A 12,440-nucleotide genomic window follows, 5' to 3' on the forward strand; every position below is an offset into this window, starting at 1 on the left:
ATCCTTAATGGGTTATCCCACGCTACTCGTGATTTGCATATCGCTGTGCGTATTACTTTGCTCAGAGGCAGACTCTAGCGTACGACCTTGGTGATCGTGCAGCGTTACCCCTTGTTCTGTTTTCCATTCAACCCAACCGTTAGATGAGCCTAGTAACAAAAAGCATGACGCACCGCTTGGCGTAGGGAATAAATAATCACGCTGAAATACAAAGCGACCACCTTGCTCTGCGATTACACCTTTAGCGAGTAGCTGGTCACGCTTATCATAAAACCGTTGTTCTGTTTTACGCTTAGTGGTCATAGGAGCGGAAGAGCTTTTTAATACCACCATGCCTTCGTTGGTATAAATGCCCTTAGCATCGACACCTGTGCGGCTGCAAGAAAATACCTGTTCAGCTTTAGTAGGTGATGTTTCTGTCAGTGGTTCAAAAATAGGATAGCCAAGGGTGGCCAATAACAAGCTACCAATTTCATGAATTTCATCGCAATCGGCCTTAAGTGGAACAGGTGTATGTGGCTTTTGCCCACCATTACCATTGAGTAGTTCATAACGCTGGCAATACTTTGCTTTTTCTATCGACAGTGATTCTAAATACAGCACATGGGTTTGGGTTAAGTTATTGGTGAGTGACACCAATACCAGTGCTCGCTCCCAATCTTTCTTTTCGTCTTTATAGTGCTGCATCAATCGGCTGCCAACATCACCCGACTGACCAATATACAATTCATCTTTGCTATCACCAGAAACCAAGAAATAAAGCCCAACCTGCTTGGCTTCTGGCATTTTTACAAATTCAGCAATATCACTGCGAGGCACTTCAATTAAACGGATAATCGACGTGGTTTGCTCGGCAATACGAATACCCGCAGGGTCACCCGTAGGTAAAAATATCTGAATAGTACGAGGTCGTTTTTGTGTGATCATGCGACCTCCTTGTCATCCAATTTAACCCTGCGCTTGCCTGTTAACAATTGCTGCATCAACGCTTTCTTTTCTTGTTTTAAGTCAGCAAGCTGTTGTTCTAATAGCTCTACTTCTCTATCTGAATTTGTTAGTACGGCAGCTATTCTTTGTTGTTCCTCTAATGGTGGGAGTGTGAAGTGAGCTTTATTTATTCCACCAATAGATAAACCAAATCGTGTTGCTCCTGTAGCTAAAGTAAAGAAATAGTATCGTGTTTTTTGCATCGAAAATAAGTAATTGAGGTACGCCCCCTCAACTAATTGACTGTTTGGGCGGATAATTGCCAAATGATATCCACAAACAGTACCACCTAAATCTTCACTTACTAGAGCTGGTATTGCTATGTCTCCCGGAGTTTCGGAGTCTTTAGTAATGATGACATCGTTAACTTGCAATGTGTATTTATCTATCTCAGACTGTTTAGCTGTAGCCTTCATAAACTCTATTGAGTTAGTAATTCTAGTGTTGTAGTAAACGTCAGTGTAATTGCACAATTCAACTGGAATTTCACCTTCTACAATCTTCTTATCAACAGGACTAACTATTATTTTTGCAATATCGTGAAGGTAAAGGTCTTCCCACTCACCCTCAAATGGTTTACCTGAATCATCAAGTAGGCGTTTTTTGCCAGTGAGCAGTTGTTGCATAAGGGCTTTTTTCTGCTGCTTGCTGTTGTCGATTATGCGCTCGGTGGTGCTAATCGCTTTATCCCATGTGGATATGATTTTGGCTATTTTGCGTTGTTCTGGGAGTGGGGGCGTTAGCACTTTATATGCATTGAAATAATCAGCAGTGACACGCCTATGACCTGCTGAACCTTGCATATTATTTTCACCTCTGACTCTAAGTTCCTTAGCTCTGGTAAGGTAATATATAAATTCAGGGGATGTGTTTTCCTTAGCTCTCAGCACATGAAATTCAGTGCTCCCAAAGCCTACACCGTTAGTAAGCCCATGAACTAGCGCCCCTTTTCCATTTTCAAAACAGGGCGTGATCTTAGCAACCAATACATCGCCATCCTTAAACGAGGTAAACCCCTTAGATACTTCTTCATATTCTCTCGGTAAATGAGAAATTAGCTGGCCTTCCTCTGATAATTGGTTCATGGCAATAAAAGAAACTTTGCCATTTTCAGGCTTCTTTATCTTTTTAGGATTGATATCGCATAACTTTCCTAAGCTTGTTAATGTCCATCCATTAGGCACCATAACCCAACTCCTTTAAGTAACTTTCCATTTCCGTTTCAAGGGTTTGCAGTTCATTCTTCAGTTGAACACGCTCAGTGCGTACTGCCACTAAATCAATCTCTGCTTCTTCTTCAAAGGTATCAACATAGCGTGGAATGTTTAGGTTAAAGTCGTTTTCTTTGATTTCATCAAAACTGGCTAGATATGCGTATTTATCAACGCTTTCACGAGCCTTGTAGGTGTCGATGATCTTTTGAATGTTTTCTTCGGTTAATTGGTTTTGGTTTTTGCCTGATTTGAAATCACGGCTGGCATCAATGAACAACACATTGTTGTCTGTTTTGTGCTTTTTAAATATCAAGATGGCGGCTGGAATACCCGTACCAAAGAACAACTTTTCTGGCAGGCCAATAACGGTATCTAGCAAGTTTTCTTCAATCAGTTGTTGACGAATTTTGCCTTCACTAGATGCTCTAAATAACACGCCATGCGGCACGACCACGCCCATGCGACCTGTTTCGGGTTTTAGCGTTTCAATCATGTGACTGATAAACGCATAGTCGCCTTTGGTTTTCGGTGGAATACCTCGTCTAAAGCGCCCATATGGGTCGTTGCTGGCATCATCATGTCCCCACTTATCTAATGAAAATGGCGGATTTGCCGTCACTACATCAAAGTGCAATAAGCCGTTACCGTCTTTCTCTTTTAGTAGTGGGTTACGAATGGTGTCGCCCCATTCAATGCGGTGGTTATCTTCACCGTGGAGGAACATGTTCATTTTGGCTAATGCCCATGTTGAACCTATTGCTTCTTGCCCAAATAATGCGTATTTCTTTGAGCCAGAGTTTTTACGCACCATAGCGCCACATTTAAGTAATAATGAGCCACTCCCAGTACATGGGTCGCAGATTTGATCGCCTTCAACTGGCTCTAAAACCGTTGCTAAAAGAGTTGATACCTCTGGCGGGGTATAGTATTCACCAGCGGTAGCGCCACTACCAGCGGCAAAGTGTTTGATAAGGTATTCGTAGGCATTACCGATGATATCTAAGCTACCCACACGCTCTGAGCTCAAATCTAAAATGTCTTTACCAAAATCTTCCAGTAAGTGACGAAGTAAGTCGTTCTTTTGTTTTTCTTGGCCTAATCGATCAGTGTTAAAGCTGATGTCTTGGAATACGTTTTTAAGCTTGCTGCCGTTGGCTTCTTCAATTGCATGTAAGGCTTTATCGATTCGCTCACCATTGCCTGCTTCATAACGCTTTTCATATAGATCCCAAAAGCTTGCGCCCTCTGGCAGTACAAAGCGTTGCTTCGACATCATGGCGTGAATAAGCTCAGGATTATCACCATACTGAGTAACTAGTTTGTTGTATTCATCTTTATACACATCAGAGATGTACTTTAAAAACAGCATGGTCAGGATGAAGTCTTTGTAGGTATCGGCACTGATCACACCACGGAAGGTGTCACAAGCGGCCCATACAGCTTTGTTGATATCGTCCTGATTGATTTGAACATTGTTTTTCATGTGTATCTATTCCCAAATTTTATTTAATTTTTCTTCGGCTATTCAGTAATCAAATGCCTAGCTCTTGCAATGCAATGGCTTCTAATTGTTGTTGCCGATTTTGTATTAACTTTTTCAGTGTCTTTTGCTCTTTTACGCCACATTGATGTAGTGCAGTGAGCCGGTTTTGCTTTTCAATCTCTAGTAGCTTAATTGGTACGCTTTCTAAAACCTGCCTTCGAATACTCAAATACATAGAACCTTCAGCGGTTGTTTTAAAATAGCGCTGTGCAGGTTGTTGATTTAATTGCCAACACAGAAAGTTAGGTGAAATTAAAGCACGATATTCAGGCTTCAATCGCACTAGAAAAAAGTGAGGCGAGCAGACCGTTTGCTCTTTTATATTTTCAACTAGAACACAGTGGTGTTTTGCACCTTTTGCTATAAATAGCACATCTCCGTTTTGTAACCAGTCGGGTTGCTTTTTAGTTTTTAAGTGAGTTTTAACAATACTATCGTGGTTAATTTCGCCCGTTGCCTCGGTATCCCTAACCTGGATGACATTGACTGTCCCATCCGCGTATTGCTTGATTGAGCCTCTGAATGGATGCCCCAAGCGAATATCAGCGAGTTCATGGAGTAGTAAGCTCTGTGCAACGTGCTTTGTTTGCGCTTTCATAAGGTCTCAGTTTTACCTTTACCAACACTTTTTCATCTTCTAAAAGCTTTCAAAAACGCGCGGCTTGATTGTTCTAAGTTGCGCAACTTTTTGTCTCTGATGGAAGCTTCATTCGTCTTGCAATGGTGGATTATCTTAAAGCATACGTCAATTTATTTTTGCAGTAACGGCATACTGCAATTTTGTGTTTGACTAAAGCAAAACTTGCCGCTATATTTTTTGCAGTATTTAAATGGAGCAGTTTATTTGAGTGTAATCTACCCTAATATTGTTAATCGAACCGTTAATCTAGGTAGTCTGCCTTACATTTCTGATGTTAATGAGCAATGTTATCGCGAAGTTTTGTTTCACGAGGACCGTTTTATTGAGCGTTTTCCAAGAGTGTTATCGCTTAATAGGCTACAGGATGCTCTTGAAATAAATTTGTTCCTTGAGCACAGGTATAAAGGTTTATTCATGCCTCCTAAGCGAGGCGGAAACAAGAATCCACTTGGTGGTGTGTCACTTGTAACCGTGCAGTCGTTAGCGAATTCTATGAGTTTATTCTTGCAATGGGTTGAGAAGAATAATGTGGACTGGCAAGAGGTTTATGCTGTGAGTGACAGCGATAAAGCAAAATACTGGTTGCCTGTTTATCGCTATCGCAAGCATCTAATAGAGCAAGTGATTTCAAAGGGTATTGAGCGAGATACTGCAAACCTGTACATCAACCATGTGAGGCAGTTTTACGAGTGGGCAAGAAAGCAAAATAGAATTGATAAAGTGCCATTCAAATACAAAACCAAGATTATTAAGAAAAAGCGTAAGGACGGCGGTTTAGACTTGCTATTTACCGATTACGGTAGCGATGAAAAAGGGTTTACCATTACCACCACTGACTTACTGATCCCTAAAAAGTACAAGCAAAAGAAACCAGGTGATGCGGGTTTATCGCCTTATAGCAAAGAGGAACTTAAGCTGCTCTATGCTAGCAGAGAGCTCGCAAAGCAAGGTGCTAAATTGCGAGTGGATTTAGCAGTGCAATGTGGCTTACGTGCAGAAGAAATAGCGACTTTTAGTGCTAGTCATGTTGTTGATCCTGCCTTGGGTAATAAAGCAATTTATTACTTAACCATAATCGGCAAGTACGATAAGGAGCGATCAATAATGGTGTCAAAAGGATTGATGGCATCACTTTGGCAATATCGTAACGGCAAAGAACATCAAGATAGATTAGCTAAGTGGCAGCTTGAACATGGTAACTGTGATGATGCTCCACTGTTTCTTAATCGCTCTGGTGATTTCATGTCTCGTAAATCTATAGGCAATGTGATCTCAAAAGTGCGTAAGGAATTAGCGCCATTCGGGAAAACACTAAAACGTGATTTTCATGATTTACGCTCAACATTTGCCACCAATCTAGCGGGCTTCCTTATCCACAAAAATTTACCCATTGGATTTGTGCAATACAAGTTAATGCAGTTAATGGGCCATGCAGATTTTTCAACGACTCAAAAGTACATCAATTTCGCTCGTTCATTAACGTTTGATAAGCAAATGGCAAGTTGGGTAGATAAGTTATTTGGAGAACTTGTTGAGCCTTTACAAGAGGCGGCATTTAATCCTGGTTTTTCAGGAGAAGTAAATGCTTAATGGTGTTCTAAACTTTTCTCGCTTAGAAACTCAGTTGAGTGACAATGTGACTGCTGAAAGCAGTAAGCGCGTAAAATTACATATCCAATTTTTTAAACGGATACTGATGCGATATGAAATTTTACATAGTCATTGTCATAGGCTGGTTGAGGACATTAACTCGTTAATCGATAGGGATTATTGGCTCAAGTTAGAGGTAAAGGCAGCTTATCTTGAGCCTAAAGATGACGTCCTATTCAGACGTTGCTTATTTCATTTTGCCAGTACGGTAAGTGAAGTAAAATCCAGACCTAGTAGTGTATTTGTTTTTGATACTAACATTGATCTATTAAATTGGTATCGAAAAAACTTCGAGTTAGGAAGTGAATTACATGAGGCTTTAACTAACTGGAACTTGGAGTCTGGTTTAGCTGGTAGTACAACTAGGTTCAATGCACAGAAAGCGCTGATGTGCTTACATCTCTTGTTTGATAAAGCACCGAAACTAGCTGATTTAATATCAAAGCATGGTTTAAGTTGGTTTAGATCGAGTCAGCACTTTAAAAATGTCTTTCATGAACACCCAATAGAAGATCGGAACAAAGTTCTTCAATCAGCTTTACTTTCAGTGCTTAGAGTAAATTACCCAAAGCGCTTTTCAACAGTCAAAATTGCAATCAACAGAAAGTCTATTGACGTAACTGATTTGGCACAGTCAGAACCGGTTTTAATCAAACAACTTCAGGCCGTTGCAGATTCTGAAAAGTTTAAGGGAGACTTAGAGCATAGCATTGAGGCTATGACCAGGCGGTTTTTAGCTATTGTTACTAGCATCCGTCGGTTTTCTGAGGAAAAACCTGATGCATTCAAAGAGCATGGACTCGATAACTTTAAGGCAAATAATTTTTCGCTATTGAAAGAAGCTAAAGCTGCCTTAAGGAAAGACCAGTTTTCAGAGCTTTTACTGGTGGTAGAGCAACATTTAGGCGAGAAGATACACCGTCATGACTATATCGCTCATTTATTGCCGTTTTATTTTAAACGATACGAAAGTTTCCGATGCATCGACTATAGTGAGGTTGCTTTAACTTGTCCTAGCTTGATGCTCGAAATTGAGCAGTTGCACCGATCAGAAATAGCGTTATTTCCTGAAAAAAATTATAACATCGAAACTCTTCATACTAGATTTTCTAAACTCAAGCGCCTGATAGTTAATTATCTGATTCCAAATTATAAAAAAGAAGTTTTAGAGCATGGGTTTCTATGTTTAGGCATGGACCAGAGTTCTATCCAAAAAGCTATATTTGAGCAACTACAAGGTGCAGTTAAAAGTAAATCTATAAGTATTCGTAGTGGTGCATCATATACGGAAACAATGCGATGGCTTATGACTATTACAGGCCAAGAGACGATAGAAGCTTTTAAAATATCTTACAAAAGGCATCAGCGTCACGCTAGGAGGTTAAGAATTGAAGACTTATACAGCGACAGTGAGTTGAGAGAACTCATATTCTTTATTGAGAAAGGGATTAATGAGGCTCAGAGCTCCAAGCAGTTACTGGCCTTATACTTCGCTCGGATTCAAATTAAAAGCTGCTGGAACACATCGCCAATGGTTGATATTGAATTAAGTGATATTACCGATGTAGCCCTACCGACTGCACAAAAAAGTATAACTTTACTGCTGCAAAAGCCAAGAAAAGGGTATGACATTGATACTTACTCTTTGGATGGACGAGCTGTAAACAGCGTAATGCGTGATATTTTATTTGTTAGAGATACTATTACTAAAGATTACCGAAACCTCGCAGCTCCTGCTGTGCAACCGTTCTTATTCATTACCAAAGAAAAAACAAATGTAAGCCGAATCAAAAGTGGAACCATTGTTTCATACATCAAGGCGTTATTGAAAAGGTTAGGCTGCCGCGTTGCATATAACTCTATGCGGATTCGAAAAAGTGGTGCTAACCATATTTATCGCGATGTGGCTAAGCAAATGCGAGCTTATGAGGCAGTGAATTTGCATACGTTCGATACTTTCATCAAACATTATCAGCGAATTAGTGAGCAAAAGTCTCAAGAAACGTTACACACAGCAGTTGATGTGATGCAACGTTACTTTACTGGCAGAGAAATAGATTCTGAGATCCGAGTGCTAATGGTAGATGATGCTAGCACACAAAAAACACCTTCTGGACAGTGCTCATCGCGTGGTAATGATGAAGAAGCTAAGCAATATAATAAAACGCACCGACATCTTCAGCAGTCAAAAAGCAACGCATGGTGTAGCGACTTTCTAGCTTGCATTTGGTGCAAACACTTTAGAACAGTTGCTGATCCTGAGCATGTATGGCAGCTATTAAGTTATAAAAAATATGTGCTTTCGGAGATGTCCGCCAGTATTTCCGATATTGATAACAACGAATTTCAGCAAGAAGCAATAAACACATTACAACAAAGAGTTGACGACATTCTAGTACAAGTAGCTAAAAGAAGTCAGATTGCACTAAATAAAGGTGAGGAGCTACTGATGAATAAAGGCATGCACCCGTTTTGGGAGTTTGCAATTACATCAGCTAACAGCTTGAGGGGGATAAATGTCTGACACTTTCACTGCTATAAATCATTGTTTGAAAGTTGACGGTCTCATCCACTTACTCCCTTATGATGAGAAGCGGGTAGAATTACTTTCTTCAATATTGCTATGGAGTTTTATACGCCTAAATAAGGAACAAAAAACACTTTTTGGTGACGACTCTTGGCTTTCTGAAGGTAATAAATTGTCGGTTACTTTTAATGGCGTCGGGGCAGAATTTCAATATCAACTGAAAGCTTTAACACTTGGTATGTATACTCAAGGATCAGGGCAAGGAATGGACCCCCTTAGCTGGGAGACTATTCGAAGAAATATCAGTAATTTGAAACGACTTGCTAAATGGCTTGAGGGGTATGGTATTAAGAGTTTTTCTGTATTGGGCTCCCTACCAGAGCTTCGTTTACGCAACATAATTATTGAGCTTGTACGGGTCTCTAACTTGCAGAAGCACCCTTCGTTTGCTCAATCATTGCTAACAGCTCTTTACTGGTTGAAACGATATTCTGTGGTTAAAAATGAGCTGTTTTTTGACTTAACCAATGAATATCTTATGCCATATACGTTGCTTAAAAAACAGCGCAGAAACAAGCATTCTATCATCCCAATACAAGTCATGAAGCAAGCGCTAAAACTATGTGAAGTGCATCTTAATGCCGCTGAGCAAATTATAGATGATTGGTACTTGCTTCAGACCCAACTCAATAATTCTATTTCTACGCTACCAAAAACAGATTTTAAAAAATCTACTCATATAGATGGTCTGAGTAATTATGAATCATCGTGGCTAAACGAAAATCACGAAGCAATAAAAAATCTTCGTAAATATACGTTTGTTCTAGTAATTAGTTATACAGGAATGCGTTATAACGAAGCTTTGGCACTTAACGATGATGCAGCTATTGAGCGTAATGGCAAATATTTCTTAAAGTCCTTTTTATCTAAAACTACTGATGAAATACAATGTTTAGAGTGGATAACCAATGAAGTTACCTACCGCGCTGTAAATCTACTCTCAAAGGTTTGCTCTATCTATCGCCAAAGAGCAGAATTACTTCTTAGGCATCATAGCGATGTGTTACCAACGAAAAGAGCTATTAACCTAGAGTTTGGACTCAAGTCTAAAACTCTATTTGGAACAATACCACACAAAAAAGCGTGTGAATTTTCTTTAAATACTAAATCTGGGAAAAGCTCATTCAATAATTTTAATAAGCTTTTTAGTATACGCCTTAGTCAACAAGATGTTTCAGAGCTGGAGCGTATGGACTGTAATTATCAATCAGTTGGCTCAAACCATAGAAATTTCAAAAAGCCTTATGCAGTGGGTGACTTGTTTAATTTCACCGCTCACCAATTTAGACATACATTCGCTTGGTTTATCGTTGCTAACCGTCTCGGAGATCTAGATGACATTAAATATCAATATAAACACCTCGAAAATATGATGACGTTGGTTTACAGCCAGCGAGGTTATGAGTCTATGGAGGAATTGATTGGACTAACTGATAGTTTCTCAGAATTTATGATTTCACAAGCGATGGAAGATATGGTTATCGCAGCCAATGATGGCAGATTAGCAGGAAAAGGCGGCCAAAATTTTATAGCCAAGTTGTCAGAAATTCTTGCAGATGACCTAACCACTGGGAACGCGCCACACTTTAAAAATATGGAAGAGTTGATCACATTCGCTGCTAAGCATACCAATAATTTCAGGGGTGTATCACATGGGTATTGCACTAAGGGTGGGGAGTGCAAGGTTCGCAATGCCGCAGATCCTAGTCATTGTGTAAATTGTGATAGCTACATAGCAACACCTAGACACTTGCCGCATTGGCTGGTTGTTAAAAAACGATGTGAATCGCAACTAGCTACATTTGAGAGTTTTCCGGGAGAAATAAAGCAAAGGTTTAACGCTTTTAGTACAGCATTAAATGACAATCTTGAAGCTGCCAATGTCATCATTGACCAGTTAAAGATAAAAGTGAAGGAAGCCTAATATGAGTGAATCAGTTGAGATCTCAATGGCTGACAAAATTGATAAGGCCTTGTCGGAAATGACAGCCAATAACGAAAAAATTAATGTTAGCCAAGTAGCGAAAAGATTAGGTGTTTCAAACTCTGCAATCTACAAGTTTAACCCTGAGAAAATCCCAGATATTAAGACTGCGCAAAAGCGTCAGAAACATAAAGCTGAGTCGATTACGTTAGGCACAGAAAATGAAAAGCTTAAGAAAGAAATTAAGTCATTGAAAATTTTAAACAGTCAACACAAAGCATTAGCTGATGAGTACAAAGTTAAGAATGAGTCGTTGTGGGAACATATTCAGCAAATTTATAACATGTACGATGAAGTGTTAGCTGAGCGAAATAATTTTGCAGAAAGGCTTAAGCACATAAACTAACAGTTTAGTTTTTTCAAAATAATCGTAGGATATTAATAATGAGCAAAAACACGAAAAAAACATCAAAAGATGTTGCTTCGAAAGCAGCAAAAGTTCTGACTGATCCAAACGCATCTAAGACTGCAAAAAAATTAGCGGGATCTGCGCTATCTCAGAAAGGGACGACCAAACAAACAGGAGCTGATATGGAAGACTTTGCATCTAAGGTTTTGCAAAGTGATAAGTACAGTTCAAATACAAAAGAGCTTGCCGGATCAGTACTATCACAATCTAATAAAAAGCGGTGACTCCACTTTTTCTGATTGGGGTCCAATGACCTTGAGATTAACAGCAAAATCAACTCGTATGTTGCAGGTAAACTTATTTCGCCTTTTTGATATCCCTGCGAACGTGAGCTTTGCTAAATATAAAAGTGATTTTTATTTTTTAACCCAAGTAAGGAAAGCAGTAATTGGCAAAATTTGACTATTCTGAATTTGATTTGGAAGTAGACGAATGTTTTGATACTAGAAAGGACTTCGATCCTAAGACTACTCCCTATGATATTGAGCAACACATACAAAGAGCAGTGGATGGTATTATAAATGAGTGTCCAGATGTAGATTGGAATGAAAACTTAATTACTTACAAAATAATTGAAAGCGTACGAGATATTCTCTTAAATTATAAGGTCCCTGGCTTGGGGTATGAGTTGTCTGAAAGTAAGTTTAATCTTGAAGCATATAAGCTAACAGGCCGTGCAGAAAGCTTTCATGGCGATATTGCTTTTATTATAACTAGGCGTTTCTCAAAGTATTCTAGGCCAATATCGGGAGTTGCATTTTACGAAGCAAAGGCATCTAGTATTGAAAGGCAAAGTAAAAAGGAATACCCCGCGTTTTGTACTAACCAACTTCGAAGACTAGTAACCCACACGCCAAGGTTAAATTACCTTATTTTAAACAAAGAAGGTTGTCGAATAGGTGGTGATAATTGGCCTGCTATTGATGAGCGTGATCGAGACCCTTGGGATTTTACTCATAAGCGAGTTAATGCTGCTGTGATAGATGCTAATTTTTTAAAGAACAATAGAAATATTGAATTTGCATTGAGGACCATAGGATTATCATTTGGTAGCCACTTTGTACAAAGAGTTCTTTCTGGAAGAGATTTGGACTACTCACGTTCAGTGGATAAGACGATTCGCCGTTGGCTTAAATACACTAGAAAATCTTCCCCATTAATTATCTCAGTATCAATTCTTGACTCATCAGGTGAGCACTTTGACACACAGTTAGAACTTCCTGGCTTTGAAAAAATAGCACTTAAAAACTATGTTAAAGCCTTAGAATAGGATTGTGGCCAGTAACTTTTTGCAGAACTAAGAATTTAAAATAGAGGCAATTAATAAGCAGACTTTCGAAGGATTACTTTGATACAAAGAGTAAGTCGAGAGTCTGTTTATTGCATAGTTCTTAACGCTGATTTTTGACAGTTACCTAATAAACTA

The 12,440-nt window shown here is 39.2% G+C and carries 10 protein-coding genes; 6 read left to right on the forward strand and 4 right to left on the reverse strand.

Translation table 11 applies throughout. The annotated features are described in order from the left end of the window. Positions 1-12: 12 nt before the first annotated feature. The 4 genes from PISS_RS01675 to PISS_RS01690 are packed head-to-tail and all read right to left on the reverse strand — an operon-like array spanning position 13 to position 4,342. On the reverse strand, positions 13-927 hold the full coding sequence (locus PISS_RS01675; protein ID WP_058154080.1) for a GIY-YIG nuclease family protein: 915 nt from the start codon (positions 925-927) through the stop codon (positions 13-15). Then, the gene (locus PISS_RS18815; protein WP_058154081.1) at positions 924-2,174 is read right to left on the reverse strand and encodes a restriction endonuclease subunit S; all 1,251 of its coding nucleotides are present in this window, start codon (positions 2,172-2,174) and stop codon (positions 924-926) included. Before PISS_RS18815 ends, PISS_RS01675 begins: the two co-directional genes overlap by 4 nt. Further along, positions 2,164-3,684 (reverse strand): type I restriction-modification system subunit M, encoded by a 1,521-nt coding sequence (locus PISS_RS01685; RefSeq protein WP_058154082.1) that lies wholly within the window; start codon positions 3,682-3,684, stop codon positions 2,164-2,166. Before PISS_RS01685 ends, PISS_RS18815 begins: the two co-directional genes overlap by 11 nt. A gap of 49 nt (positions 3,685-3,733) precedes the next feature. Then, positions 3,734-4,342 (reverse strand): restriction endonuclease subunit S domain-containing protein, encoded by a 609-nt coding sequence (locus tag PISS_RS01690; RefSeq protein WP_058154083.1) that lies wholly within the window; start codon positions 4,340-4,342, stop codon positions 3,734-3,736. 456 nt (positions 4,343-4,798) lie between these two features. Here PISS_RS01690 and PISS_RS01695 point away from each other — a divergent pair, with 456 nt between their 5' ends. The 6 genes from PISS_RS01695 (at position 4,799) to PISS_RS01720 (ending at position 12,284) form a co-directional block, all read left to right on the forward strand. Further along, a complete protein-coding gene (locus tag PISS_RS01695; RefSeq protein ID WP_058154084.1) occupies positions 4,799-5,974 on the forward strand; it encodes a tyrosine-type recombinase/integrase in 1,176 nt (391 codons plus the stop codon). Beyond that, on the forward strand, positions 5,967-8,558 hold the full coding sequence (locus tag PISS_RS01700) for a hypothetical protein (protein WP_058154085.1): 2,592 nt from the start codon (positions 5,967-5,969) through the stop codon (positions 8,556-8,558). Before PISS_RS01695 ends, PISS_RS01700 begins: the two co-directional genes overlap by 8 nt. Further along, positions 8,551-10,545 carry a hypothetical protein gene (locus tag PISS_RS01705; protein ID WP_058154086.1) on the forward strand — a complete coding sequence of 665 codons (1,995 nt, stop codon included), beginning with the start codon at positions 8,551-8,553 and terminating at the stop codon, positions 10,543-10,545. The genes PISS_RS01700 and PISS_RS01705 overlap by 8 nt, the downstream gene beginning before the upstream one ends. A 1-nt stretch (position 10,546) precedes the next feature. Next, the gene (locus PISS_RS01710) at positions 10,547-10,951 is read left to right on the forward strand and encodes a hypothetical protein (protein WP_058154087.1); all 405 of its coding nucleotides are present in this window, start codon (positions 10,547-10,549) and stop codon (positions 10,949-10,951) included. A gap of 38 nt (positions 10,952-10,989) precedes the next feature. Continuing rightward, positions 10,990-11,238 carry a hypothetical protein gene (locus tag PISS_RS01715; RefSeq protein WP_058154088.1) on the forward strand — a complete coding sequence of 83 codons (249 nt, stop codon included), beginning with the start codon at positions 10,990-10,992 and terminating at the stop codon, positions 11,236-11,238. Positions 11,239-11,402: 164 nt separating this feature from the next. Next, the gene (locus PISS_RS01720) at positions 11,403-12,284 is read left to right on the forward strand and encodes a hypothetical protein (protein ID WP_058154089.1); all 882 of its coding nucleotides are present in this window, start codon (positions 11,403-11,405) and stop codon (positions 12,282-12,284) included. The last annotated feature ends 156 nt before the right edge of the window (positions 12,285-12,440 follow it).

Origin of the sequence: Pseudoalteromonas issachenkonii, from assembly GCF_002310795.1 — a bacterium.
Lineage (GTDB): Bacteria > Pseudomonadota > Gammaproteobacteria > Enterobacterales > Alteromonadaceae > Pseudoalteromonas > Pseudoalteromonas tetraodonis.

Coding starts and splice junctions, on each gene's coding strand:
- PISS_RS01675 (WP_058154080.1), bottom strand. CDS start 927: ATGATCACACAAAAACGACCTCGTACTATTCAGATATTTTTACCTACG.
- PISS_RS18815 (WP_058154081.1), bottom strand. CDS start 2,174: ATGGTGCCTAATGGATGGACATTAACAAGCTTAGGAAAGTTATGCGAT.
- PISS_RS01685 (WP_058154082.1), bottom strand. CDS start 3,684: ATGAAAAACAATGTTCAAATCAATCAGGACGATATCAACAAAGCTGTA.
- PISS_RS01690 (WP_058154083.1), bottom strand. CDS start 4,342: ATGAAAGCGCAAACAAAGCACGTTGCACAGAGCTTACTACTCCATGAA.
- PISS_RS01695 (WP_058154084.1), top strand. CDS start 4,799: ATGCCTCCTAAGCGAGGCGGAAACAAGAATCCACTTGGTGGTGTGTCA.
- PISS_RS01700 (WP_058154085.1), top strand. CDS start 5,967: ATGCTTAATGGTGTTCTAAACTTTTCTCGCTTAGAAACTCAGTTGAGT.
- PISS_RS01705 (WP_058154086.1), top strand. CDS start 8,551: ATGTCTGACACTTTCACTGCTATAAATCATTGTTTGAAAGTTGACGGT.
- PISS_RS01710 (WP_058154087.1), top strand. CDS start 10,547: ATGAGTGAATCAGTTGAGATCTCAATGGCTGACAAAATTGATAAGGCC.
- PISS_RS01715 (WP_058154088.1), top strand. CDS start 10,990: ATGAGCAAAAACACGAAAAAAACATCAAAAGATGTTGCTTCGAAAGCA.